The sequence below is a fragment of the Pandoraea nosoerga genome, assembly GCF_902459585.1.
Taxonomy (GTDB): Bacteria; Pseudomonadota; Gammaproteobacteria; order Burkholderiales; family Burkholderiaceae; genus Pandoraea; species Pandoraea nosoerga.
In genome coordinates, this window is record NZ_CABPSC010000001.1 from 402,393 (window position 1) to 427,579 (window position 25,187).

Annotated in this window: 24 protein-coding genes and 1 pseudogene; 4 read left to right on the forward strand and 21 right to left on the reverse strand. The window is 66.3% G+C overall.

The window, feature by feature from the left end:
- Position 1: 1 nt before the first annotated feature.
- The 7 genes from PNO31109_RS01830 to PNO31109_RS01860 all read right to left on the reverse strand — a co-directional run bounded on the left by PNO31109_RS01830 (position 2) and on the right by PNO31109_RS01860 (position 6,835).
- Positions 2-970: an ABC transporter substrate-binding protein gene (locus tag PNO31109_RS01830; protein WP_150553917.1), complete on the reverse strand. Its 969-nt coding sequence runs from the start codon at positions 968-970 to the stop codon at positions 2-4.
- Between the two features lie 440 nt (positions 971-1,410).
- Positions 1,411-2,190 carry an IclR family transcriptional regulator gene (locus PNO31109_RS01835; protein WP_150553918.1) on the reverse strand — a complete coding sequence of 260 codons (780 nt, stop codon included), beginning with the start codon at positions 2,188-2,190 and terminating at the stop codon, positions 1,411-1,413.
- Entirely contained in the window at positions 2,190-3,074 is an 885-nt protein-coding gene (locus PNO31109_RS01840; protein ID WP_150553919.1) for an N-formylglutamate amidohydrolase, read from the reverse strand. The genes PNO31109_RS01835 and PNO31109_RS01840 overlap by 1 nt, the downstream gene beginning before the upstream one ends.
- A 420-nt stretch (positions 3,075-3,494) precedes the next feature.
- The gene (lipA, locus tag PNO31109_RS01845; protein ID WP_241013712.1) at positions 3,495-4,505 is read right to left on the reverse strand and encodes a lipoyl synthase; all 1,011 of its coding nucleotides are present in this window, start codon (positions 4,503-4,505) and stop codon (positions 3,495-3,497) included.
- A gap of 23 nt (positions 4,506-4,528) precedes the next feature.
- Positions 4,529-5,236, reverse strand: coding sequence for a lipoyl(octanoyl) transferase LipB (gene lipB / locus PNO31109_RS01850; protein ID WP_150553920.1), 708 nt, complete (start codon positions 5,234-5,236; stop codon positions 4,529-4,531).
- A 111-nt stretch (positions 5,237-5,347) separates the two neighbouring features.
- Entirely contained in the window at positions 5,348-6,310 is a 963-nt protein-coding gene (locus tag PNO31109_RS01855) for a DMT family transporter (protein ID WP_150553921.1), read from the reverse strand.
- Between the two features lie 204 nt (positions 6,311-6,514).
- Entirely contained in the window at positions 6,515-6,835 is a 321-nt protein-coding gene (locus PNO31109_RS01860; protein WP_174966234.1) for a DUF2917 domain-containing protein, read from the reverse strand.
- Positions 6,836-6,947: 112 nt separating this feature from the next.
- Between PNO31109_RS01860 and PNO31109_RS01865 the strand changes: the two genes are divergently transcribed.
- Complete coding sequence (locus tag PNO31109_RS01865) at positions 6,948-7,991, forward strand: transcriptional regulator GcvA (protein ID WP_150553923.1); 1,044 nt, start codon at positions 6,948-6,950, stop codon at positions 7,989-7,991.
- Between the two features lie 34 nt (positions 7,992-8,025).
- Here the strand turns inward: PNO31109_RS01865 and PNO31109_RS01870 are convergent, their stop codons facing one another.
- The 11 genes from PNO31109_RS01870 to PNO31109_RS01920 all read right to left on the reverse strand — a co-directional run bounded on the left by PNO31109_RS01870 (position 8,026) and on the right by PNO31109_RS01920 (position 18,802).
- A complete protein-coding gene (locus tag PNO31109_RS01870) occupies positions 8,026-8,298 on the reverse strand; it encodes a DUF493 family protein (RefSeq protein WP_150553924.1) in 273 nt (90 codons plus the stop codon).
- Entirely contained in the window at positions 8,295-9,143 is an 849-nt protein-coding gene (locus PNO31109_RS01875) for a D-amino acid aminotransferase (RefSeq protein ID WP_150553925.1), read from the reverse strand. Before PNO31109_RS01875 ends, PNO31109_RS01870 begins: the two co-directional genes overlap by 4 nt.
- A gap of 164 nt (positions 9,144-9,307) precedes the next feature.
- Positions 9,308-10,531: a D-alanyl-D-alanine carboxypeptidase family protein gene (locus tag PNO31109_RS01880; RefSeq protein WP_370749634.1), complete on the reverse strand. Its 1,224-nt coding sequence runs from the start codon at positions 10,529-10,531 to the stop codon at positions 9,308-9,310.
- 213 nt (positions 10,532-10,744) lie between these two features.
- Entirely contained in the window at positions 10,745-11,374 is a 630-nt protein-coding gene (locus PNO31109_RS01885; RefSeq protein ID WP_150553927.1) for an alpha/beta hydrolase, read from the reverse strand.
- 73 nt (positions 11,375-11,447) lie between these two features.
- A complete protein-coding gene (locus tag PNO31109_RS01890) occupies positions 11,448-11,777 on the reverse strand; it encodes a (2Fe-2S) ferredoxin domain-containing protein (protein WP_150553928.1) in 330 nt (109 codons plus the stop codon).
- 203 nt (positions 11,778-11,980) lie between these two features.
- A complete protein-coding gene (locus tag PNO31109_RS01895) occupies positions 11,981-13,522 on the reverse strand; it encodes an MFS transporter (RefSeq protein WP_150553929.1) in 1,542 nt (513 codons plus the stop codon).
- A 234-nt stretch (positions 13,523-13,756) separates the two neighbouring features.
- The gene (locus tag PNO31109_RS01900; RefSeq protein ID WP_306345228.1) at positions 13,757-14,929 is read right to left on the reverse strand and encodes a VanZ family protein; all 1,173 of its coding nucleotides are present in this window, start codon (positions 14,927-14,929) and stop codon (positions 13,757-13,759) included.
- Positions 14,930-14,951: 22 nt separating this feature from the next.
- The gene (locus PNO31109_RS01905) at positions 14,952-15,761 is read right to left on the reverse strand and encodes an ABC-type transport auxiliary lipoprotein family protein (RefSeq protein WP_174966235.1); all 810 of its coding nucleotides are present in this window, start codon (positions 15,759-15,761) and stop codon (positions 14,952-14,954) included.
- Between the two features lie 32 nt (positions 15,762-15,793).
- On the reverse strand, positions 15,794-16,753 hold the full coding sequence (locus PNO31109_RS01910; RefSeq protein ID WP_150553931.1) for an MlaD family protein: 960 nt from the start codon (positions 16,751-16,753) through the stop codon (positions 15,794-15,796).
- Positions 16,743-17,645, reverse strand: a complete 903-nt coding sequence (locus PNO31109_RS01915) for an ABC transporter ATP-binding protein (RefSeq protein WP_241013732.1) — start codon at positions 17,643-17,645, stop codon at positions 16,743-16,745. Before PNO31109_RS01915 ends, PNO31109_RS01910 begins: the two co-directional genes overlap by 11 nt.
- A 35-nt stretch (positions 17,646-17,680) precedes the next feature.
- The gene (locus PNO31109_RS01920; protein ID WP_370749637.1) at positions 17,681-18,802 is read right to left on the reverse strand and encodes an MlaE family ABC transporter permease; all 1,122 of its coding nucleotides are present in this window, start codon (positions 18,800-18,802) and stop codon (positions 17,681-17,683) included.
- A 237-nt stretch (positions 18,803-19,039) separates the two neighbouring features.
- Between PNO31109_RS01920 and PNO31109_RS01925 the strand changes: the two genes are divergently transcribed.
- The 3 genes and pseudogenes from PNO31109_RS01925 to PNO31109_RS01935 all read left to right on the forward strand — a co-directional run bounded on the left by PNO31109_RS01925 (position 19,040) and on the right by PNO31109_RS01935 (position 22,018).
- Positions 19,040-20,011 (forward strand): biotin--[acetyl-CoA-carboxylase] ligase, encoded by a 972-nt coding sequence (locus PNO31109_RS01925; RefSeq protein WP_150553932.1) that lies wholly within the window; start codon positions 19,040-19,042, stop codon positions 20,009-20,011.
- A 92-nt stretch (positions 20,012-20,103) separates the two neighbouring features.
- A pseudogene (locus tag PNO31109_RS01930) lies at positions 20,104-21,012 on the forward strand (type III pantothenate kinase); the annotation flags it as partial.
- 67 nt (positions 21,013-21,079) lie between these two features.
- Positions 21,080-22,018 (forward strand): SPOR domain-containing protein, encoded by a 939-nt coding sequence (locus PNO31109_RS01935; protein ID WP_174966236.1) that lies wholly within the window; start codon positions 21,080-21,082, stop codon positions 22,016-22,018.
- A gap of 39 nt (positions 22,019-22,057) precedes the next feature.
- On the opposite strand, the gene PNO31109_RS01940 is transcribed toward PNO31109_RS01935, so the two are convergent.
- The 3 genes from PNO31109_RS01940 to PNO31109_RS01950 all read right to left on the reverse strand — a co-directional run bounded on the left by PNO31109_RS01940 (position 22,058) and on the right by PNO31109_RS01950 (position 24,635).
- Positions 22,058-23,065 (reverse strand): asparaginase, encoded by a 1,008-nt coding sequence (locus PNO31109_RS01940; protein WP_150553935.1) that lies wholly within the window; start codon positions 23,063-23,065, stop codon positions 22,058-22,060.
- Complete coding sequence (gene rfaE2, locus PNO31109_RS01945; RefSeq protein WP_150553936.1) at positions 23,062-23,565, reverse strand: D-glycero-beta-D-manno-heptose 1-phosphate adenylyltransferase; 504 nt, start codon at positions 23,563-23,565, stop codon at positions 23,062-23,064. Before rfaE2 ends, PNO31109_RS01940 begins: the two co-directional genes overlap by 4 nt.
- Before the next feature lie 203 nt (positions 23,566-23,768).
- A complete protein-coding gene (locus tag PNO31109_RS01950) occupies positions 23,769-24,635 on the reverse strand; it encodes a ferritin family protein (RefSeq protein WP_174966251.1) in 867 nt (288 codons plus the stop codon).
- Between the last annotated feature and the right edge of the window lie 552 nt (positions 24,636-25,187).

The window sequence follows — 25,187 nt, forward strand, 5'->3', positions numbered from 1 at the left end:
CTTACTTGACGTTCAGCTTGGTCTTGGCCTTGGCGAGCAGGTCGAGCTTGACCCAGTCGTCGGCCTTCGGCACCGGGTCCTGCAGCTTGCCCACGCCATACTTCTTCATGAGGTCGGTCGTGAGCTGCACGTGCGAGGTGCTCAGGTCGTAGCTGTACGGCGAGTTGCCGATCGCGTCGGTGAAATCCTGCGTGGTGATCTGGTTCTTGAACATGTCCTCACGCACGTACTTCTCGGCCGCCTGCGGGTTCTTGATGAAGTAGTCGGTCGCTTCGACGAACGCGTACATCAGGCGCTGCGCCACGTCCGGCTTCTCCTTGTAGAGCTTCTCGGTGATCACGAGCGCGCGCACCGGCTCGCCGATCGGGGTGTCGTAGGGCTTGAGCACTTCCACGCCGAAACCCTTGTTGATGGCCTGCGAGGCCTGCGGCTCCGACTGGCACATCGCGTCGATGCTGCCGGCGGCGAGCGCCTGGTTCAGATCGGCGAAGGCCATGAACATGATCTGCACGTCCTTGCCCGGCTGGTCCGACCACGTCAGGCCGGCCTTGGCCAGCTCAGCGTAGAGAATGAGCTCCTGCGCGCCGCCACGGGCCACGCCCACCTTCTTGCCCTTGAGGTCGGCGACCTTCACGATCGGCAGCCCTTTCTTCGCGACAAGACGCACGCCGCCCTTGGCAAACCCGGCCACGGCGTAGATCGGCGCGCCCTGCGCGCGCCCCGCGATGGCGGCGTCGAGCGCGCTGGCCGACACGTCGATCTGGCCGGCTACGATCGCCGGCATGATGTCCACGCCCTTGGCGAACATCCGCTCTTCGATCTTCAGGCCGTACTTCGGCCCGATCACCTTCATGTACGAGACCGCGCCGTAGTGCGCGAACTTCAGATTCCCCAGACGCACGAGGTCGTCGGCAAACGCGTGCAGCGAAGCCGCACACAGCGCTGCGGCGGCAAGGCATTGCTTGAACATAAGGTCTCCTTTCTCTCTTATTGGAATGGCCCGCCGGAAACGTCGGAAATCTCGGAAACGTCGGATTTTCAGACGCCGCGGTAGCACGCGCGTTAGAAAGCAATACTTATGCCAGACGAACAAGTCCTTGATTTTATTAAGTGAAATTGAGGAAAACCCGATAGTCGGGTATACGGAATTCCGGAAAACTCTCGCACGATCTTTCTGGAATTCCAGAAAACCTGCGAGTCCCGGACAACGGCGAGGTGGGCGACGGGGTCGCCGGGCAGCCGAGGCTGGGGACTGGATACGCCGACTGCAGGGGTTCCGCGGGTCGCGGATTGAGGGGCGCGGGCGGTGGAGGCTCGAGAGTGCAGGGACAGGCGTTGTTGCGCCGACCCGGCACCGACGCGTGAGGCGAAAGCCATTGGCCGATGCCGCCGGCACCGGCCAGCATGACCTCAGGCGGACAGCGCCTCGGGCACGGGCGGCTGGTAGCCCAGCGCAGCCGAGATCTCGGCCGCGCACGCCGACAGCCGCGACGAGATGTCGGGCAACAGCGCGCGTGTCATGCGCGATGACGGCCCCGACGCCGAGAGCGATGCGATCACCTCGCCCGAGGCGTCGCGCACCGGCACGGCGACCGAGACGGCTTCCGGCGCCAGTTCGCCAAAGCTCACCGCAACGTCCTGGCGGCGCACGTTGAGCAATTCGGCGGCGAGTTCGTCGCGCTCGATGAGCGTGCCGGCGGTAAAGCGCTTGCGGGGGCGGCCCAGCACTTGCGCACGCACGTCGTCCGAGGCGAATGCGAGCAGCACGCGGCCCGACGCGCCCACGTACAGCGGCCGACGGTTGCCGACCACGCCGTGCACGCGCAACTCGTGCGTGGATTCGACGCGCGCCACGCACAGCGACTCGAGGCCGTCGCGCACGCGAAGTTGAATGTTCTCGTTGAGCGCGCGGTTGAGCGCCTGGAGATGGCGATGCGCCACCTTCACGAGATTGACCTGCTCGTGGCCGGCCACGCCGAGCACCAGCGCCTGGGCGCCGAGCACGTAGGTCACCGGACTGCCTTCGCGCACCACCCAGCGGTGTCGCTCGAGCGTGGCCAGCAGACGAAACGCACGCGACTTGTTCAGGCCCGCGCGCTGCGCCAGTTCCGTCACGCCCAGGCCGGGGCACTCCCCGACCAGCGACAGCAGCGTAAGTGCCGTGTCGACCGAAGCGACTGTGTAGTCCATCAAACTTCCTCGCTATGTTGTTCGGCATAGGCGGCGAGCGCCGCCGCGAATTGCCCCAGTTGCGATTGCAGCGTCGAGAAGCCGTCATGCTTTTCGCCGCGCGCCTCATTCAGGTAAAGCGCCTGGTTCAGCTCGATCTGTACGCTGTGGCGCCGCTGCGCAGGCCGTCCGAAGTGGCGCACGATGTCGCCGCCGCGATACGGCGTGTTGTAGGCCACGCGAAACCCCAGCCGCGTGAGCTCCGCGATGATCCAGCGCGAGAACGCCGGATCCGCGCTCGTGCCGTCGGCGTCGCTCACGATCGCGTCCGGGCGCGGCATGCCGGCATCCGGATCGAGCGCGCCGCCGCGCGCGCGCATCGAATGGCAGTCCAGATGCCAGACCGCGCCGTGCCGCCGCCACGCGGTGTCGAGCGCATCGCGCAGCGCCTGGCGGTATGGCAGGTAGTAGTCGTGAATGCGCCGCTCGACTTCGGCGACCGTGAGACGCCGGTCGTAGAGCGGCACATTGGGCGCCGCAAAGCGATGCAGCAGTCCCACGCCACGCTCGCTGTACGCCTGCGGGCGCGCATCGTGCGGCCACAGGCTCGCGAGCAGCTCGGGATCGATGTCGTACACGGCACGATTCGGATCGATGTAAGCGCGCGGGAAGAGCGCGGCGATGAGCGTCGCGCCGTGGTGCGTGGCCGCGAGCCAGAGTTCGTCGACATAAGCGTCGCCGCACGCGAGAATCGCCGCCGTGGGCGCAATGGTGTCGAAATCCGGCGGGAGCACGTGGCCGCTGTGGGGCACGTCGATCACCAGGGGCAAACGTCTGCCCGAGCCACCCCTGCCCTCTTGTGGCCCTTCCACAAAAAATCGGCCCTCGGTGACCTGGCGGGACATGCAGTCTCCTCACGCGCTTCCGGCACTCTCGCTCGCCGTTGGCAAGCCCTCCGTTTTGAACAGCAAAACAGGGTTTCAATATTCTGAAACAACGGTTCGGCGCCGACAAGGCGAGGCGTGTTACAACATATTTCCCGGCGCACGACGCCGCGCTCGGCGACGGTGTGACGAAGTTAGGCGAAGATGCATGAAGTTGCCGGCGCGTTTATCAGCACTTGCCGCCCGCATGCGGGAGCACAAAGGCGTCTCGCGCAACGAACCCGGCGCACCGGCTGTGATGACTCGTAATGGTTTCCGGGCGGCGATCGCCGCAGCGGCGGCCACGCGTCGCGTTTGCTGATGCGTTCTCACAAACAAAAACGCGGACCGTCTTTCGACGGCCCGCGCCTTGTCGTTCTCCGGCGCCCGGGGCGCCTGCGCTCAGATCGCGTCGGCCACACCCGCTTCGTGCGCCTGCACGTCGGCGTGATAGCTCGAGCGCACCATCGCGCCCACGGCGGCGTGCGTGAAGCCCATCTCGTAGGCTTGTGCTTCGAACATCTTGAACGTCTCCGGCGTCACGTAGCGGCGCACCGGCAGATGGTGCTCCGAGGGCTGCAGATACTGGCCGATGGTGAGCATGTCGACGTTGTGTGCGCGCAGATCGCGCATGACCTGCAGAATTTCCTCGTCCGTCTCGCCCAGACCGACCATCAGGCCCGATTTGGTGGCGACGTCCGGGTGCTTCGCCTTGAATTCCTTGAGCAGCGTGAGCGAGTGCTGGTAGTCCGAGCCCGGGCGCGCTTCCTTGTACAGACGCGGCACCGTCTCGAGGTTGTGGTTCATCACGTCCGGCGGGGCGGCGTTCAGGATGCCGAGGGCGCGATCCAGGCGCGCGCGGAAATCCGGCGTGAGGATCTCGATGCGGGTCTGCGGGGAAAGCTCGCGCACATGGCGAATGCAATCGACGAAGTGCTGGGCGCCGCCGTCACGCAGGTCGTCGCGATCCACGCTCGTGATCACCACGTACTTCAGGCGCATTGCCGCGATGGTCTTCGCGAGATTGAGCGGCTCGTTCGCGTCGAGCGGATCCGGGCGGCCGTGCCCCACGTCGCAGAACGGGCAGCGCCGCGTGCACTTGTCGCCCATGATCATGAAGGTCGCCGTGCCCTTGCCGAAGCACTCGCCGATGTTCGGGCAGCTCGCCTCTTCGCACACCGTGTGCAGGTTGTGCTCGCGCAGGATCTGCTTGATTTCGTAGAAGCGCGACGTATGGGTGGCTGCCTTCACGCGGATCCAGTCCGGCTTCTTCAAACGCTCGACCGGCACGATCTTGATCGGAATACGCGCGGTCTTGGCCTGCGACTTTTGCTTGGCGGTGGCGTCGTAGTCGCCGTCGATCGTGCGAACTTCCTTGCTCGCGGTGTCGTTCTGGGTCACGGTGGTGGTCATGATGGGGCTTTCCAGGCGTCCGTTCAGGCAGCGGCGTTGGCCGCATCAGCCGTATGGGTCGAAGGCGCGGCGTGTGCCGACGCGGTGTGCTGTTCGAGGTGACGGCCGAGTTGCTGCGCCAGTCGCGCGGCCACTTCGTCCCAGCGGGCGGCCACGCCGAGCGTGGCCATGTCTATGGTTTGCAGGCCGGCGTAGCCGCACGGATTGATCCAGTCGAACGGCCGCAGATCCATGGCGACGTTCAGCGATACGCCGTGATAGCTGCATCCGTTGCGGATCTTCAATCCGAGCGCGGCAATCTTCGCGCCGGCATGCGCCGCGGCGGGGCCGCCCGGACTCACATAGATGCCCGGCGCGCCGGCTCGGCGCTCAACGTCGAGATTATACGCTCCAAGGGTGTCGATCACCGCCTGCTCGATCAGCCGCACCATTTCGCGCACGCCAAGCTTGCGGCGGCGCAGGTCCACGAGCAGATAGATCAACACCTGGCCGGGGCCGTGATACGTGATCTGGCCGCCGCGATCGACCTTGACAAGCGGAATGCCGGTGTCGGCTACGAGCAGATGGGCGGGATCGCCGGCCAATCCCAGCGTATAGACGGGCGGATGCTGGACGATCCAGAGCTGATCCGGGGCGTGCGGGCCACGCGCATCGGTGTACGCGCGCATGGCGTCGAACGATGTGGCGTAGTCTTCGGTGCCGCGCCAGCACACTTCGATCGGGGAGGTCATGAGCGCGATTTTAACGAAAGCCGCGCAGTCTTGCTGACGCCCGCGTGCCCGGGCGGCGCACGACGCGCGCGCCGCCGGATCGCAATCATCCCATCATGGGATAGTTTGGCGTCAGGCGCGGCGAGTGGGGTCGGTGGGCGTGACCGGCTTGGCGGCCCCGGCGCCGAGCCCCCTGGCGTACCCGCCGGCGGCCGCAAGGATCATCGCGGCGCCGAGCCATTGCGTCGGGTGCAGCACAATGCCAAAGGCCAGGAAATCGACGGCGACCGCCACCACGGGATAGACGAAACCGAACACGGCAAGGCTCGACGTGGACGCTTTCTGGAACGCGCCATACAGCAGCAGATACATGAACGTCGTATGGAACAACCCCAGCGTGACGATGGCGCCGACCTCGTGCGGGGTCGTGGGCAGTCGGCCAAAATCCGCCATCCACACGAACACCACCGCGCCAATGATCATGTGCAGCGCGGCAATGATCTCTGGCCAAAGCGTGCCCGCGAGTTTCTTCGTGAAAAGCGTGGTTGCGGCATACAGCGATGCGGCCGCGAGCGCGCTCGCGACGCCGAGCAGATAGCGCTCGCCATGCACGCCGCCCGGCTCAGCGAGGATGACCAGCCCGGCAAACGCCACGCCCAGACAGCCGAGCGTGACGAGCGACGGGCGCTCGCGCGTGATGACCGCGCTCGCGAGCACCAGCAGGAACGGCTGCACGTTGTAGACGACCGTGGTGATGCCCACCGAGGTCATCCGGTAGGCCGTGAACAGGAAATACCAGTTGCAGACGAGCGTGATCGCCCCCAGGACGACGTTGACGACCTGCCAGCGCGTCAGGCGCAGGCCGCGCCAGTAGCCGCGATACGCGCACCAGGCGCAGAGGCTCGCCGCGCCGATCAGGCAGCGCCAGAAGACCACGTTGAGCGCCGGTTGCCCCGACATCAACACGAAGTAGCCAATCGTGCCGGAGATCACCATCGCGGCAATCATCAACAGACGGCCGAGCCGCTCTTCGGCCTGGGTGTGGCGCAATGGCGCGGGATCGGGAAGGGAAGCTGGGGGGCAAGCTTGGGTCATCGGGGACTTCTCTGGTTTCGTCGCGTTATCGAGCTTTTTCAGACGCGATTATTGCGGGCCTTGTTGTGAATTTCATTGACACATTGACAGTCCCTTGAGCGCGCCTCGGGCGTGCCCCCCCACGATGCCGGAACGCATCACGCGCCCGCCCGCCGACACCAGGCGTGGAGCGCGCGGTTCCCGCTGCGGCAAAGCGGCGTACCGTCAGGCCGCCGCAGTGCACGAGTTCGCTTCGCGTGCCGCGCGCCGCCCGGCGAGCCACTGACGCAGCGCGCGAGCGAGTGTGAAACGATGCGCCACATCGCGCTCGAGCTGCGCCTCGGCGCCCTCGTCCGACGACACCCAGTAACGGCGTCCCGGCTCGACGGCAAGGCGCTGCCCCGGCATCAGCCAGTAGTCGCGCGGATCACCGGCCCGCGTCACCCAGACTGCCGCACCGCGTGCGACCAGCGTATGCTCGTGGTGGAGGTCGAGCGTGACGACTTCGCCCGGACGAATACCGTAGAAGTACTGAACCTTTGTCAAATTGTTTTGCATTTTACGACCCCCACTCAGTGCGAGACAATGACTGAATCATAGGGACTGGCAGGCGCCGCACCAAACGACATATTTTCACGGCTTTGCAAATAAAGCTCACATGGATCTTCGGAGACTTCCCAACCTTAGCGCCTTGCGCGCGTTCGAGGCGGCCGCCCGCCTGGAGAGCTTCTCGCGCGCTGCGGAGGAGTTGTTCGTCACGCACGGCGCGATCAGCCACCAGATTCGCGCGCTCGAACAGGAACTGGGCACGACGCTGTTCGCGCGCAACGGCAAGCGCATCAGCATCACGCCGACCGGCCGCCAATACGCGCTGTCGATCCGCGCCGCGCTCGGCGACATTGCGCAGGCCACGCGCAAACTGCAGGCCGGCACGCGCAGCGAGCGCCGCCTCGTGCTCACGACAATGCCGTCGTTCGCGAGCCGCTGGCTCACGCCGCGCATCGGCCGCTTCATCGATCGTCATCCGGAACTGGAAGTGGAATTGCGCTGCAGCGCCGAGCTCGTCGACTTCGAGCGTGACGACGTGGACGTCGCGCTGCGCATGGGCAAGGGAAACTGGCCCGGCCTGCACATCGAAAAGGTGCTGGAGGACGTTTTCTTCCCCGCCTGCAGCCCCACGTACAACAACGGACGGCTACCGAGAACCGCCGAGGAATTTCGTCGCAGCACGCTGCTGCGTTCGGAGGGCGAACCGTGGGCCCCATGGTTCGCGGCTGCCGGGTTCGATCTGCCCGAACCGTCGCAGGGCATGATGTACCAGGATTCCGGCATGCTTTCGCAAGCGGCCATCGTCGGCCAGGGGGTGGCGCTCGTGCGGCGCTCGCTCGCGGTGGGCGACATCATGGCCGGGCGCCTCGTGCGGCTCTCCGACGTCGACACGCCCTGCGAATGGGACTATTACTTCGTGTGCCCGCCGGGCGTGCTCGAGACGCAGCGCTTGCAGGCGTTCAGGACATGGTTTCTGGAAGAGCTGGCGGCATTCGAGTCGGTCAAGCACATGCAGCGGCGCCCGACTCGCCCGAGCCCTGCAGCGCTCGCCGCGGGCATGGCCGCGACTGCCGGCGAGATGGCCACGGACGCTCAGCTGGGGCTCGATCCGGTCGCGCCGATCGACGACGACGGCGCTCCGACACACGCGTGAAGCGCGGCCGTCATGCGCCGGCGCCATCTTGCCGTTACAGCACGACCTTGACCATCGGATGGCCGGTGAGAGCGCGATAGATGTCGTCGAGATGCGCTTTCGAATGCGCGCGCACGGTAACGGTCAGCCCGAGATATTTGCCCGAGCTCGATGGGCGCATCTCCACGGTCGCCGCATCGAATTCGGAATCGAATTCGCGCAGCAGCGCCACGATGGCGTCGGCAAAACCGTCCTGCGTCGCGCCCATTACCTTGATGGGAAAGTCACACGGAAACTCGAGCAGGCTCTCCTTCCTTTCCGTCGTCATAGGGCCTCCTTGGCGCATTGATAGGCCGCGTACAGCGCCCGAAAGACGGGGCCCGGCCTGCCGTCGCCCACGGGCTTGCCGTCGAGCGTGACAACGGCGAGCACTTCCTTCGTGGCGGACGTGATGAGCAGTTCGTCGGCGCTGCGCACCTCGGCCTCGGTAACCGGGCGCTCCTCGAAGCGAATGCCGCATTCGCGCGCGAGATCGGCCAGCACGCCGTAGCGAATGCCTTCCAAAATCCGATTATCGCGCTGCGGCGCGAACATTTCACCGCCCTTGATCACCCACACGTTGCTCGACGACGCCTCGCTCAGGTAGCCGTCGCGGAACTGGATCGTCTCCTGCACGTCGTGATCGGCCGCGTACTGGGCCATCAGCACGTTGCCCAGAAGCGAGGTCGATTTGATGTGGCAATTCAGCCAGCGGCGATCTTCGTGCGTGACAGCGCCCACGCCGTGCTCGACCTTCTCGCGGTTGGGCAGCGAGAGCGGCGTGGCGATGCCGAACACGGTCGGCGCGACGCCCTTCGGGAAGGTATGCTGGCGCGGCGCCACGCCGCGCGTGACCTGCACGTAGACGCTGTGCGGATCGGCGGTGCACGTCGCCGACAGGCGCGCGAAAAGCGCTTCCCATTCGGCGCGCGTGTACGGATTGGCGATGCGGATCTCCGCGAGGCTTCGCTCCAGCCGGTCGAGGTGCTGTGCCAGACGGAACGGCTTGCCGCGATAGACCGGCACGACTTCGTAGACGCCGTCGCCAAAGAGAAAACCGCGATCGAGAACGGAGATCTTCGCGTCGCTGAGCGGAATCAATTCGCCATTGAGCCAGACAGTGGGGTTGTCCATGTTTGCAAGGTGCGCGTCGAGCGCACGACGAAAGGAAAAAACGCGCCCCACGGGAGCGCGCCTTGCCCCGGCGGGCTCGCATGCGAGCCCCGCCGGCAGGTTCGGCCATGCTACGCGCTTTGCGAGCGCGCGTCCCGCCGAAGCGGGAACGTCGCCGGCCGGCGTTACTTCTTCACGAACATCAGGCGCAGCGCGTCCCAGGCGCGGCCGATGAAGCTCGCCTGCGGCACGTCGGCCAGCGCGACGACCGGGAACTCGGCCAGTTGCTTGCCGTCGGCCATCACCTTGACCGTACCGACCTGCGCGCCGTTGGCGATCGGGGCGATCAGCGGTTCGCGCAGTTCGAGCTGCGGCTTGATCTTGTCGGCCATGCCCTTGGGCACGGTGATGAAGGTGTCCTTCTTCACGCCGATCTTCAGCTCGCTTTCCTTGCCCTTCCACACCTTGGGCGTGGCCACGACCTGATTGGCGCCGTACACGCGCAGCGTGTCGAAGTTCTGGTAGCCGTAGTTCAGCGCCGAGAGGCTGTCCTGCACGCGGGCGCGCTCGGTGGGCTCGCCCACCACCACCGAGAGCACACGGCGGTTCACGCCCGGGGCGCCCGGCAGCGGACGCGAGGCCGTCGACACCAGGCAGTAGCCCGCTTCCTTCGTGTGGCCGGTCTTCAGGCCGTCGACCGTCGGATCGAGATACAGCAGGCGGTTGCGGTTCGGCTGGCGGATGTTGTTGTACGTGAAGCTCTTCTCCGAGTAGATCTTGTAGTACTCGGGGAAGTCCTGAATCATCAGCGTCGAGAGCCTGGCGATGTCGGCGACCGTGGTGTAGTGCTGCGGGTCGGTCAGTCCGTCGACGTTCGTGTAGTGCGTGTTCTTCAGCCCCATGCGCTGGGCCGCACGGTTCATCAGTTCGACGAAACCGGCTTGCGAGCCGCCGACGAGTTCGGCGAGGGCGATGGACGCGTCGTTGCCCGATTGGATGATCATGCCATACACGAGGTCGTGCACGGTGACCGGCTTGCCCGCTTCGATGAACGTGCGCGATTCGTCTCGGCCCACCTTGCGAACCGACTCGCCCGGGATGACGGTCTGCTCCATCGAGATGCGCTTGTCGCGCAGCGCTTCGAAGATCAGGTACGAGGTCATGATCTTCGTGAGCGAGGCGGGCTCCACGCGTGCGTCCGGATCGCCGGCGGCGAGCACCTGACCGCTGGTGACGTCGACGATCGTCCACGCCTTGGCCGTCATCGGCGGCGGCGGAATCTGTTGAGCACGTGCGGGAAGCGTTGCGAGCGAGCCGCAAGCGACGAGCGCCGCGGCGACGGCGGCACGGGACAGCGAAGCGTTGAATGTCATTGGCGAAGAGAAAAACGAAGTGAGACTCAGGGGCATCTGCGCTAGATGGAACACCGCGCGACTCGCGCCTCGCGGGCGCGGCACGGTGAAAAAGACAGCGGCACCGGCAGCGCCGGGCCATGTCTGCCGGGTACATAGACCCGGCTCGACCGGACAAGGTTCAGGAGCGGATTATACCCGCGGCCATTTCACGTTCCTGGCCCGCCGGGCCCGCGCCGCCGAAATTGCCTGGATTTCGTGCGGGATGTGTCAATGGCGCCACGCGTCGACCACGATCTGTTTCAGCAGGGGCAACAGGCCGTGGAAAAAGTGTTCGCCGCCCGGGATCACCACGACGGGAAGCTTCTGCGGCCGCGCCCAGTCGAGCACCGATTGCAGCGGCACGGTATCGTCCTGCTCGCCGTGAATGACAAGCGTGTCGGCCGGCACCGGGGCCACTTCCCAGTTGCTCGCGGCCGTCCCCACGAAGACCAGGCGTTGTGCCGGCGTGCCCGCCGCTTCGAGCGACTTCGCCACGTGCGAGAGCACGAACGTACCGAACGAGAAGCCGGCAAGCGCGAGCGGCAGCGTCTCCCAACCCGGTTGCCGGCGCATCCAGGCGATCACGGCGAGCAGATCGTCACGCTCGCCGATGCCCTTGTCGTGCTCGCCCTCGGACTTACCCACGCCGCGGAAATTCGGACGCACCACGGCGTAGCCGAGTTGCACGAAGGCGCGAGCGAGCGTCTGTGCGACCTTGTTGTCGAGCGTGCCGCCGAACAGCGGGTGCGGATGCGCGACAAGCGTGATTCCGCGCGGCTCGCCGGCCGGACGGTCGATGGCGATTTCGACGGCGCCGACCGGGCCGTCGATGGTGAAGCGTTCAGTCTGGGCGTTCATGAGCGATGTGAAGCGGCAAGGCGCCGACGCCCGCGCGCCGGCACGTGTTCAGCCAAGGGCTGGCGGTGTTGGATCAGTCGATGAGCAGCCGCTCGACGACTTCGCCGCCCGCCAGGTGCTTCTCGACGATCTCGTCGATGTCGGATTCGTCGAAATACGTGTACCAGGTGCCTTCCGGGTAGACGACCAACGTCGGCCCCAGCTCGCAGCGATCGAGGCATCCCGCCTTGTTGATGCGAACCTTGCCCGGCCCGGCCAAGCCGAGCGCCTTGACCTTCTTCTTGGCGTATTCCTGCATCGACTGCGCGTTGCAGTTCGCACACGAAGGGCGATCGGCGCCCGGCTCGCGCTGGTTCAGGCAGAAAAACACGTGGTGTTGGTAGTACTGCGACGGGGTGGCCATGTCGATGTTTTGAAGAAGTGGCGACGTATGACGTATTGACGTACTGCGGGCCATTCTAACCGACCTGCCCGGCCGGTGCGGGCGGTCGCCACGGCTCGGCGCGGCCATGCGCGACGCGGCGAAAGGAAACGCAGATTCCGGGACGCGCCGGTCGCGGGGCGGTACGCCGGCCCGTGCCGGAACGGCGGATGGCGGGCGGCGGATCAGCCGAGGCGGCGTTGCATCGCCATGAAAAGCGCGCAGAAAGCGGCCAGGCAGGCGAAGCCGAAGAACACGTTCACGCAGGAGAGCACGAGCGCCTGCTGCGACGCGAGGCTGCCCACCCACGCCGAGGCCATGTGCGCGGCCGTCGCCGGGTCCACGCTCGCGCCGAACGCCTGCTGCGCCTGCGACACCGCGGCGTTGTACACGGGATTGAGCGGCGTCATCGACGGTGTGAGCTGATGCATGAATACGGCCTGCCGGTCCTGCATCAACACCGCCATCACCGACACGGACAGGGAGCTCACCAACTGGCGCACGATGTTCTTCGTCTGGTAACCATGCTGGAAGACGTACTCGTCCATGCCGCGGAACGTGAGTTCCGCGATGGGAATCATGGCGAACACCCCGCCCAGACCGCTCAGCACCATCGGCAGGATCAGCCACTCGCTCGACACGCCCTGATAGCTTCGCGAGAGCAGGAAGGCGTAGCCGAGCAGGCACAGGTAGCCTGCCAGCACGAAGGGTTTGAGGCGGGTGAAGCGCGGGCGCGCCAGCGTGTACATCACGGCGACCGCGAGGCTCGTGACCGACGCCACGGCCTGCAGATAGCCGGTATGTTCCACGCTCCAGTTCAACCCCTGCTGCATGTAGATCGGGAACAGGTACGAGGTCGAATACGAGAAGAAGTAGTACACCGCGTAGCCGCCGAGACCGAGGACATAGGCCGGATTGCGCACTAGCACGCGAAAATCGATCAGCGGCTTGCGATGCGAATACTGGTGCCACATGTAACCGATGGCGCACACGGCGCCGACCAGGCACAGTTCGAGCAGATGCAGCGGGTTCGAGAAGAAGTCGAAGCGTGAGCGCTGCATCATGATTTCGACGAACAGCACGCCGGCGGCGAAGAACACGATGCCGCGCATCTCGAACTCGCCCTCGTCGCGCAGCCGCCCCCGAAAGTCCGGAATCACGAGCCACGAGGCCAGCGCGCCCGCCAGCGCAATCGGCACCACGGCAAAGAACACCGACGACCACTGGAAGTGATCGACGAGGTAGCTCGCGAGCAGCGGGGCCGTGATCTGCCCGCCGAAAAAGCCGTAGGTGAAGAACAGCAGCGCACGCAAGCGCAGTTCGGGAGCGAAGCACAGGTTGATGAGAATCCGGCTCGCCGTGAAGAGCGACCCGGCCCCGAGGCCGAGAATGAAACGTGCGAGCGCCAGTTGGAACGGGTTGTGTGCCATGCCGCAAAGCCAGGCGCCGAACGCCATGAGCGTCAGCGCCCCCGCGAGGAACGTGCGATAGCCCAGGCGCGAGGCGAGCCAGCGTTGCTTGAGAATGACCAGGATGCCGGCAACGGCGTACAACGTGGAGACGAACGCGTATTCCTCGGGCGCGGCGCCCACGCCGCCGGCAATATGCGACGACGCGAACACGAACATGCCGTTTTCCAGCATTTCGATGCCCGTGGCTGCGGCGATGACCGCCATCAGCACACGCTGCCGCGTCTTGTGCGCAAACACCAATCCCCAGGTACTCATCGACTCCTCACGAATGCGAAACGCCCGGGATCTGCCTGCAGATGCCGGGCGGTCACGGCACGCTGAGTGTCAGCGTGCCTTACATGAGAGTGTAGGTTTTTCGGGGCGCCGGACCAACAGGACGACGACCAATACGCTATTTCCGAATTGGAAACAATGTCCTGCCCGACCCTGCCCGATCCTGCCAGCCGCGGCCCGCTCCCTCCCGTCCTGCCTCGCCGACGGGGCAATGCGTCAGCCGGGCTTGCCGGCGCTGCGAGCGGGCCCGCGATGGCTCGGGTCGAACATGGCGAGCAGATAGATCAGCACGAGGTACGGCCAGGTCCAGGCAAGCCAGCGCGCGAGCACGTTGAAGTGTACGTAACGGCCCTGCCGCCACGACTGGAGCGCGGCCTCGTAGTATGGGTTCGCGGGCAGCAGATTCACGAGAACGAGAAGCACGATCAGCGCGGCGAGCGCGACCGCGCCGCGCAACGCGCGCGGGCCGCGCCCCGCCACGAGCAGCACCAGCGCGCCGATGATGAGCCCGTAAATTGCGCCGACCGTCACCCAGTCGAACGCCTGCGCCGGCGAGAACTGCCATGCGGCGGCCATCGCCTTGATCGCGAATGCGCTCACGAACATCGCGCACAGCAGCGGCGTGCGCGGCGCCGAGCGGCGCATCGCCAGGGTGGCGAGCAAGCCGGCGAGCACCGTACCGCAGGCCGTCACGATCGTCTCCCACAGCGCGTGGCTGGCCACGGCGTCGAGCGCCGAGAGATAGTCCTGCAACTGGCCGAGCCGCGGCACCCAATCGAGCACGAGATCGGTCACGTCGGGGTCCTGCCAGAGCCAGATCTGGCGCACGAGGTCGCCGTCGCCGAAGAGAAACTGCTGCGGGTACGCCTGCGCCCACGGCCACAGCGCGAGCAACACGAGCAGCACGCTGGCGTGACGCTCGAACCAGGCGAAGCGCAGGTGTCGCAGCCAGCCGCGATCGAGCAGCGGGCTGGTGAGCGGCACGGCGATGGCGCCGCCGATCAACGCGCCCAGGGCGTTCGTCGCCAGATCGACGTTCGAGGCCACGCGCGTGGGCAGATAGGTTTGCAGCGCCTCCATGCCGCACGAGAGCACGGCGCCGAGCGCCAGCGCGGCGAACACGGCTCGCGCCCCTCGCCACACCGGGTGCAGCGCCAGCACCGTCAACATGCCCAGCGGCAGATACCCGATCACGTTGGTCACCACGTCGAACGTCGTCATCCAGCGCGGCAAGGGTGCGAACAGATAGTCAAACGGCCCGACGGCGGCGCGCTGGAACTCGAACGGATACAGGCTCGCGTATGCGACCAGCAGGATCAGGCACAGCAGGGCCTGACGCGTGAGCGGGGACGCGCGTCGTTGCCAGGGTTTGACATCCAGCTCCGGCATCGGTGGGACCGCCCCTCGGGGCCTAACGCGCCTGCGCCGGCGACGCCGATGACGACGCCGGCACAGCGCGAGACTGCGCCGGCGCACGGGTCGTCGCCGACGGGGCGGGCACGCGGCCTGCCAGCCATTGGATCAGTTGCGTCTGCACGGCGTCGCTCGCTGCGGCGAGCGCGCGTGCGCCGCCCGCCGCGTCGGCGCTTGCGGCAGGCGCCTGTGCGCGCAGCGTCGTTTGCGCGAGCAGCTTCGGTCCATCGAACAGCGTCGCCCGCACCTGCACCACGCCGTGGCTTGCCGACGCGCTGTCGAAATACTGCGAGAACTCTTCGAGCTCCACGCGCAGCGCAGGCGCCGCAGTGGGGTCGCCGGCGGCGAGCACGGCGCGCTCAACGGACAACGCGGCACGCAAACGGTCGCCGAACAACCGTGCCGGCGACGCGAGCCAGCGGCTGTTCGCATACGCGCGCGCCTGATCGCCCTCACTTGACGGCAGCCGATAATAGATTACGTCGGAATCGAGCCAGTTCGGCGCGTTGACGACCACCTTGAGCGGCGACAGGCTCGGAGTGCCCGGGCTCCGTGACGGTCCCGACACTCCCGAGGCCGCCACGTCCGAGGCGGCCGCCGCCGTGGCCGCATGCCCGGTCACTGCAGCAGTCGCCGCCGCGGGAGCCGTCGGCGGTCCGAGGTCAAAGCGCGCGAGGGAGCCTGGCGGCGTCGAACTCGCACACCCGGCCACGAGCACGCTCACACCGGCATAAAACCACCACGCCGCAAGTCTGCGCGCAGCCGTGGCGCCGTAGCGGACCGGCTGCGTCTCGATCGGTTCGGTCATCTCCATTTCCCCTTGCATGACGTTGTCGCACCTCATCGGCCTGCGCCCGCGGGCCACGAAAAGCCCGACTCACCCGGTCCGGGCGGCGGCGGCGAGGTGCCGAAAAGCAACGCTCGCGGATTGCGATTGATGGTCTGCGCAGCCTGGCCAACGGCTTGCGCCGTAAAACGAAGATCGTCGGAGAGCGTGTTGAGTCGCGGCAACGCTTCTTGCTGCAGCGAGCCCTCGAAGGTGTGCATGGTGCCCTCGAACGCCGCGAGACTCGACGCCGCCTGGTCGGCCGCCCGCCCGACGCTGTCCAGGTTGCGCACCAGCGGCCCCTGCGGGTCGGACAATTGCTGGGTCAGACGATGCGTGCCGGCGAGCGTGCCATTGAGTTCGCGCACCGTGTCAGGCAGTTGTTTGGTGACCGGCTCGAGCTGCTGCGCCACGCGGTTTACGCTCTGCGCCGCCGTCTTCACGCTGTTGATCGAATCCATCACCGCCTGCCGGTTCTCCGGCGAGAGCAGCTGGTTGACCGACGAGCTCGCTTCCTCGAGCTGACGGACCAGGCTGTTGCCGCGGCGCTGCAACTCGTCGATGAAGCTGGGGCGCAAGCGCAGTTGCGCGACATGCGCCTCGCTCGACGGCAGCAGGGTGCGGTCATGGCCGTCATCGTCGAGCTGCACGAAGGCCAGTCCCGTCACGCCCTGATAGCTGAGCGTGGCAAACGTCGATTTCGTCATCGGCGTGCCTTCGTTGACCAGAATACGGATCAGTATCTGGCCCGGCGTGCGCGGATCGAACTTGATGGAGTCGACCTTGCCCACGGCCAGCCCACGATAGCGCACCACGGATTCCGGGTTCAGGCCGTTCACGTTGGTGTGCGACACGAGCTCGTAAGGCACGCGCACGCGGTTGTCCCGGTTGAACCAGTACACCGCCGCGGCGACGGCCGCGAGCAACACCAGCGTGAACAGGCCCGCCATGAAAGCGTGCGATTTATTTTCCATCGTCGAGTAACTCCGAAATCCTGGCGCGGCGCGCGGCCGGCAAGGCCAGCAACGCGCGTCTGCCGCGCTCACCGAGGAAAAAGCTGTGGATGAACGGGTGATCGACCCGCACCACCTCTTCGACGGGCGCATTGACGAGTACCTTGCGATCGGCAAGCACCGCCACCCGCGTGGCGAGCATCATCACCGTATCGAGGTCGTGCGTGACCATCACCACGGTCAGGCCGAGCGAATGGTGCAGGCCGCGAATCATGTCGACGAACTCGTCGGACGCCTGCGGGTCGAGCCCGGCCGTCGGCTCGTCGAGAAAGAGCAGTTCGGGTTCGAGGGCAATGGCGCGCGCGATGCCCACGCGCTTGATCATCCCGCCGGACAGCTCCGACGGCATGCGGTTGGCCATGCGCCCCGACAGCCCGACCATTTCGAGCTTGTACATCACGACATCGCGAATCAGATCTTCGGACAACGTGTGCAGTTCGCGCAGCGGCTGCGCGATGTTGTCGAACACGGTCATGGCCGAGAATAATGCGCCGCGCTGGAACAGCATGCCCGAGCGGCGTCGCAGCAAATGCGCCGTGCGCCGGTCGATCATCGTGATGTCGTGACCGAAGATGCTGATGTGCCCGTTCGTGGGCGCCTCCAGACCGATGATCTGGCGAATCAGCGTGGTCTTGCCCGAGCCCGATCCGCCCACGAGCGCGATGATTTCGCTTTGCCGCACGGTGAGATCGAGATGGTCATGGATCGTGTGCGTGCCGTAGCGTTTGGTCAGGTCGCGCACCTCGATCAAGGGCTGCGCCTCTCCGGGCAGCGTCGACGACACCGGCGGGCAACCGGCGGCCGACGCGCGCACGTCGTCACGCAGCGATGCCGCGGAATCCGAGGCGGTCATCGACTCGGGCGAGTGGGGCGCCGTGGACTCGCGCATCAGCCGATCCCCACGTTGCGGAACAGAATCGCGAAGACGGCGTCGGCCAGAATCACCACCGTGATGGCCGTGACGACCGATTGCGTCGTCCCTTCGCCCAGACTCTGCGTGTTCGGCTTGACGCGCATGCCGAAGTGACACGCCACAAGCGCGATCAGCATGCCGAACACGACGCCCTTGCCGAGCCCGATCCACAGGTTGGCGATGCGCACCGCATTGGGCAACGTGGTGAAGAAGTAGTGCAGCCCGATGCCGAGCTCGTACTTCGCGGCGAGCGCACCACCGAGCAGCGCGACGATGTTCGTCCACATCACCAGCAGCGGCATGGCGACGGCCAGCGCGATGACCTTCGGCAGCACGAGCCGCAGCCCGTGCGGGATGTCCATCACGCGCATCGCGTCGAGCTCTTCAGTCACGCGCATGACACCCAGTTGCGCCGTGATTGCCGAGCCCGAACGGCCCGCCACGAGAATGGCCGAAAGCACGGGCCCCAGCTCGCGGATGACGGCCAGTCCGAGGATGTTCACGATGAACGTGCTTGCGCCATACAGCTTCAACTGCTGCGCCGACAGATACGACAGCACGATGCCGATCAGAAACGCGACGAGTGCCGTGATGCCCAGGGCCTTCGTGCCGGCGCTATAGATGTTGGCGGAGATTTCCAGCCACGGCGCGCGCACCGGATGTCGCACGACGCGGCCGAGATCGATGACGAAGCGCCCGAACATCGTAATGCCGTCGCGCAAGTGGCCGCACAGCGAGAACAGCGAATAGCCCAACTGACTGATCGGGTCGACGCGGCGCTTGGGCACGGGGCTTTGCCGCGAACGATCGAATTCCGCGAGGTGATCGAACAAGGCGCGCTGCGTGGGGGTCAGTGCCACACGCTGCGGAAACTTGCGGTTCCAGTAGCGCCACAGCGCTTGCGCACCCACGTGATCGAGGCGCTCGACGCAGGTGAGGTCCCACGCGAGCTCACCGCGTGGCAGCGCGTGCACCAGACGCAGCAGCGTTTTCTTGCGCTGCGAGAGCGCCAGCGCCGTCCACAGGCCGCGCAGCATGACCACCGGGCCTTGCGGCGAGGTGGTGAGCTCCAGAGTGGGCACGGCATCGAGGTCCAAAACAGACGATCTCCTGACAACAAACCCGCCGGAAAATGCGGCGAAATACAGCAAAATACGGCGAAGCGCTGCGCGACGCGGTCATTGTACGGTACAGGTGCGACCCCACGGTGGCAACCCGGCAACGACTGAAAACGCCCCGGAATCGGCTTAGCGCGCCCTCGGATCATGCCGAAAAGCCGGCATTGACGCAGGGCAGACCGGCGCAGCCTCTGCCTCGCCGCTACAATAGCAGCCATGAATATCGCCTCGCCCTCCTCTCCCATTGCGTCGCCCATTGCGTCGTCCACCGAGCCGGCACACGACACGCCGGCGCGCCGCCTCGACGGTGACCGGATTCGCGCGCGCCTGGCGTCTGCCTGCCGTGGCTGGCAGATCGAAGTCGTCGAGTCCACCGGCTCTACGAACGTCGATCTGCTCGCGCGGCTTCGCGAAGACGCCGCGTGCGCGCCGATCGTGCGCGCCGCCATGATCCAGACGGCGGGACGGGGTCAGCGCGGGCGCGCATGGCAAAGTTCGCCGGGCGACAGTCTCACATTCTCGCTGGCGTATGTAATGCGCGGCGGTCCCGCAGAACTGGCCGGGCTGTCGCTCGCCACCGGCGTCGCCGTCGTCGAAGGACTCTCCGATTTGCCACTGTCGGCGCCGCAGGCGCTCGGCCTCAAGTGGCCCAACGACGTCCTGCTGCGCGGCGGCAAACTGGCCGGCATTCTCATCGAGACGGTGCCTGCCGGGCCGGGCCGTATCGGAGTCGTGATCGGCATCGGGCTCAACCTGCGCCAAGCCGCGGACGTCGCCACCCGCATCGACCGTGCGGTAGCCGGGACCTGCGCAGTGTCGGTGGGCGAGGCCGCTGCTGCCGCTCCGGCAACGCCGCCCGCCGCCCTGGAATCCGTGTTGCCGGCGCCCGATATGTCGTCCGTGCTCATCGCGCTGGTACAGCGGCTGGCCGATATGCTCGCGCGTTTCGCCGAACACGGCTTCGGGGCGTTTCGCGAAGACTGGGAAGCGATGCATGCCTACCGCGATGCGCCGATTCGGCTGATCGAACACGGACGCGATCTGTTGCACGGCGTTGCACTGGGTGTCGACGAGAGAGGGTTCCTGCGCGTCGCCACGACGGACGGCGAGCGCACGATCGCCAGCGGCGAGGTCTCCGTGCGTTTGCTGGATTCGCCCGCGCGCGACGCATCGGGACCGCGCCAATGACGGCCCGACGGACAACGCCGAACCCTCGGGCGTCCGCGTTGCCGGACGGCAGCGGCGACAGCGCCAGGGCCGCTTCGCTAGCCGCCGGAAACGTGGCAGGCAGCACCAACGGTGCGCCGTGGCTGCTCGTCGACGCGGGCAACAGCCGGATCAAATGGGCGTTGGCGCCGGCCACACGCCCGGCAAATTGGCGGGCGGCGGCGCCGGCATTTCTCGCCAGCGGCGCCGTCGATCACGCCGAGTGGCGCACCCTCGCCACACAGATTCGCGCAGGCTGGGCGGCGATGGCCGCAGGCTCGGGCGGCGACGCACACTTCGCACCCAACACAACACCGCTTGCGCTAGGGCACGGCACTCAGGAGCCTCGGGACGGCGGCTTCGTCTGCCCGGCTCCTGCGGGCGTCTGGCTCACGAACGTGGCCGGCGATGCCGCGGAGCAGGCCGTGCGCATGACGCTGCAGACCCTGTGGGGTATGGCATCGGCCGACTGGTTGCAAGTACTGCGTGCGAGCGACGCGCGCGCGGGCGTGCGCAACGGCTACCGGGAGCCGACGCAGCTCGGCAGCGATCGCTGGGCGAGCCTGATCGGCGCGCATGCGGCCTGGCCCGGCGAGCATCTGCTCATCGTCACCCTGGGCACGGCAACGACCGTCGAAGCGCTGCGAGGCGATGGCGAATATCTCGGCGGCCTCATCGCGCCGGGACCCGCATTGATGCTCCAGTCCCTCGCGCAAGGCACGGCGCAGTTGCCCACGCTCGACGCCGCAATGTCATCGGGAGGACAGGACTTCGCGCGCAGCACGTCGGACGCGATTCTGCGCGGCTGCGCGGCCGCACAGGCCGGACTCGTCGAACGCAGCCATGCGCAGTTGCAAGCGCAACTCGGCGCGACGGTGCGCTGCGTGCTCGCCGGCGGCGCCCGCCATGCGCTCGCGCAAACGCTCGCGCTGCCCTTCACCGAACACGATCAGTTGGTGCCCGCCGGACTGTATGAAGTGGCGCTTGGCGCGGGCAGCGCACCTATTGGAACGGCGCCCGCTGCGGGCACCTCGACGCGGGAATTCCACGATGGCGGCCAAGCCCGGGGAGACGCCTGAGATGCTGCGCGCCCTATTGCTGCTGATGTTCATCGCGGCCAACGCAGCACTGGCGGCCGTGCAGTTCGGCTGGTTGAAATGGCGCGACGTGCTGCCCGCCACGGGGCGTGAACCGGCGCGGCTCGCAACGCAACTCGAGCCCGGCCGGATCCGGCTGACGGGCGCAGAACTGAGCGCGCCGGAACTGGCGAGCGGGGCTGCCGCCACGCCCGACGCGGCCGGAGGTGCAAGCCGGGGCGCGGTTGAGCCGAACAACGCGCCGCCGTCTCCCGCCTCGGCAGCCGCCGCGGCGGCGAGCCAAGCCGTCGCCGCGGCGACGCCGAGCGCGACCTCCGGCGAAGCGGCGGCAAACCCGTCGGCGTCGCAGCCCGCAGCGGCGACAGCGGCGGCGACAGCGGCGGCGATAGCGACAGCGACAGCCGCGTCGACCTGCCTCGACGTCGGGCCGTTCGCATCGAACGATGCCGCGCAGGCGCGTGGCCTCCTGCTCGCCGCACTCCCGGCCGGCCAAGGCGATATCCAATCCGTCGCACTCGACAAGCGATACTGGGTGCATCTCGATCCGGTGCCCAGCAAGGCCGCCGCGGACAAACAGGTGGCGCAGCTACGCGCGGCCGGTGTCACCGAGTACTTCCTGCTCAATGGCGACGGGCCGAGTCTCGTCGTGTCGCTAGGCCTGTTCAGCGATCGCGAAAGGGCCGCGCGATTGATGTCCACGGCGCAGAAAAAAGGCCTCACGCCGCAATTGAGCGAGAGGCCGAATGCCAGGAGCCGGATCATTTACCGCATTGCCGGCATCAACGCGAACGCGGCGACGCAGGTGCGCGGCGTGGTGTCGCAGCAATGGTCCGCGAGCCTCGTCAGGACATGCCCGGCGCCGGCGGGCAGTCCGCCGGCAGGCGCTCACTGAGCCGCGCCGGACGCGGCGCAGCCCCCGGCTTCCGCGTGGTCAGCCCACGCGTTTGAGCTCGACCACCGGACGCACGACGCCCGTATGGACGCCGCGTGCGTTCTTGACGGTCGGCAGCGCCCACGGGGCCAAACCCGTCGTTTCCGGGGATTCGACGAGGCCGAGCGCCTTTAGCACGGCAACGGCAGCGGTATAGAGCGCCCGCATGTTGCCGTCGACGACCTTGATCGCAATCCCGATCCCGGCCGAGCGCACACCGATGGTCTGCACGCCATCCGCGCCAATCTTGGCCACCCAGTCGCCCGGCGCCATGCGCATGAAGGCGAGATCGTTGCGCGCCGTGCCGGAGACCATCTCGGGTTGCTGCGTCATGGCAGCAAAAAGCGTCGAGAGGGCCGCATCGTCGCTTGCGGCCAATCGTGCATAAGCGCCAGCGAGCTTCTCGAGCGGCAGCGCATAGTTCGGCGCCGAGCAGCCGTCGATACCGAGCGGCAGCGCGTCGCCGGGCACGCCGACCACATCGCCCACACGCGCGCGAATCGCCTGCTGCAGCGCATGCGCGGGATCGAGGTAAGTGTCGAGCGGCAAGCCGTGCTGCGCGCAATACGCGAGAAAGCCGGCGTGCTTGCCGGAACAGTTGTGATGCAGCGCCGTCGGCTTCAGATCCGCCGGCGCGCGCTTGCCCGTCGCCGAATAGAACGTGGGCGTATGGCAGCCGCATTGCAGGTGATGCTCGTCGCATCCTGCCTTACTTAGCAAGCGCTTGACGCCATCGACATGAAAAGGCTCTCCCGAGTGACTGGCGCACAACAACGCCAGCTCGCCCTGGGTGAGACCAAAGTGCGCAACACCGCCGCCTTCGACAAAGGGCAACGCCTGGAAGGGCTTGAGTGTGGAGCGCGAAAACGTAAGGAACGACGGATCGCCGGCGGCATAGCGCAGCCGCCCTTGCGCGTCGACCACGGCTACCGAGCCGTAATGCACGCATTCGACGGTCTCGATGCCGTTCGCCCCGCGGGTGACTTCGACAAGCGGTGCGAGGTTCATGATTGGGCCCGCACTTTCTTGAGGAGCGACGTCGTCGAGCGTTGATGCTCGAACGGAATCGCCAGCGCCTTGCCGCCCCAGCTGCGCACGAGCGCCGACTCCGGCAGCTTGTCCATGTCGTAGTCGCCGCCCTTGACGAGAATGTCCGGGCGCACTGCGGCGATCAGCGCCTCGGGCGTCGATTCACCGAATTTCACGACGTAGTCCACGCTCTGGAGCGCCGCGAGGAGTGCGGCGCGGTCGTCTTCGTTATTGATGGGACGGTCGTCTCCCTTGCCGAGGGTGCGCACCGACGCGTCGGTGTTCACCGCCACGACGAGGCATGCGCCGAGCGTGCGCGCCTGCGCGAGATAGGTGACGTGGCCGCGATGCAGGATGTCGAACACGCCGTTGGTGAACACGAGCGGGCGCGGCAGCGTCGGGGCCAGCGTCACGAGGTCGTCGCGCGAGAGCACCTTGGCCTCGAAAGCGGGGGGAGGAATGACTTGGGAAGAGGACATAACGATCAGTCGAAGTGAACGCGCTATTGTCCCACGCGACGCGGCGCGCGCCAAAATCCGTTGGCGGCGGCAAGACAAAAGGGGCCGAAGCCCCTTTTGTCTCTGTTCGCGTCACCGCGCGCCGCTCGCGCCCCTGCGCGTCCTTGGCGTTCTTCGCGTCAATATGCGGTTCGGTGCGAACCCTCGCGTCGGAGGCCGGCGTATTACGACGACGTTGCAACCGCCGGCGAAGCCACAGCCGCCAGACGGCCGGTGATTTCCTTGCGGTAGCGATTGAGGTCCTGCGCGGTGGCGAACGTGCGCTCGAACAGCAGCGACATGTTGTGCAGAATGCGCTCGACCACCTTCTTCTCCCAGCTGTCGTCGAACTTGATCTGCTCGTCGAGCCAGTGCTCGAGCCACTCCGGCTCCGGCAAACGCGACTGCACCGTATCGTTGGGGAACAGATCCTTGTTCACGTGCAGGTTGGTCGGGTGCAGCGGCTTTTCCGTGCGGCGCGCCGACGCCATCAGCACGCCGATCTTGGCGAACGCGGCGCGCGCGTTGTCGCCAAAGCTCGTGAGCGCCTTCTTCATGTAGCGCAGGTAGGCGCCGCCATGACGCGCTTCGTCGCGCGAGATGATTTCGTAGATGGCCTTGATCACCGGCTCGGTGTGCCATTCGGCGGCACGGCGATACCAGTGGTTCAGGCGGATTTCGCCGCAGAAGTGCAGCATCAGCGTCTCGAGCGGCGGCGCCGGGTCGAACGGGAAGCGCACCGCGTGCAGCTCGGCTTCGGTGGGCACCAGTTCCGGGCGGAAGCGCCGCAGGTATTCCATGAGCACCAGCGAATGCTTCTGCTCTTCGAAAAACCACACACTCATGAACGCCGAGAAATCGCTGTCGTCACGGTTATCACGCAGGAACATCTCGGTAGCCGGCAGCGCCGCCCATTCCGTGATGGCATTCATCTTGATGGTGCGTGCCTGATCGTCGGTCAGTTGGCTGGCGTCGAACTTGTCCCACGGAATGTCCTTCTCCATGTTCCAACGCACTGCCTCCAGCGACTTGTACAACTCGGGATACAACATTTCGTTCATTTCAATTACCCCCAAGGTCGCGAGACCTTACACCAGGACTCAAGATAGTATTGTGAAAGTTTACGCCGAATTTCGACAGACAAAACAGTGAGCGCGACGCGGACGGCCCCCGCCGTCCGGCTTCACGTCTTGAACCCTGTCGTCGCAGAAGGACGACGAATTTAACGCCTCGAAACTTAACGCTTCGAATTTAACGCCTGTCACGTGGCCGCATCCTGACGATCTGGCTTAGAGCGACCCCACTAAAATATGGGCAAACTCTTGAATCATAACATAAAAGCCTTTAAAAACCGCGAACGCTGACAGCCACGTGACGGTAATGCGTCGTAACGTTGACGATAGTCAATTTGTCACGCAAAGCGCCTAAGCTCAAGGGGGACGGGCTCCCCGGCATGCCCCGCCGGCACTGCGTCCCAGCGCCGCTGCAACCGCCTTCCACGAGCCTTCGCGCGGGGCGGCCTGGGCAGCGCGTCAGGGTATTTCCTTGTACGACGGGCCTGCCGGACGGCGTCCGATGGTCTACGCTCAAACCAGTCGTTCCGT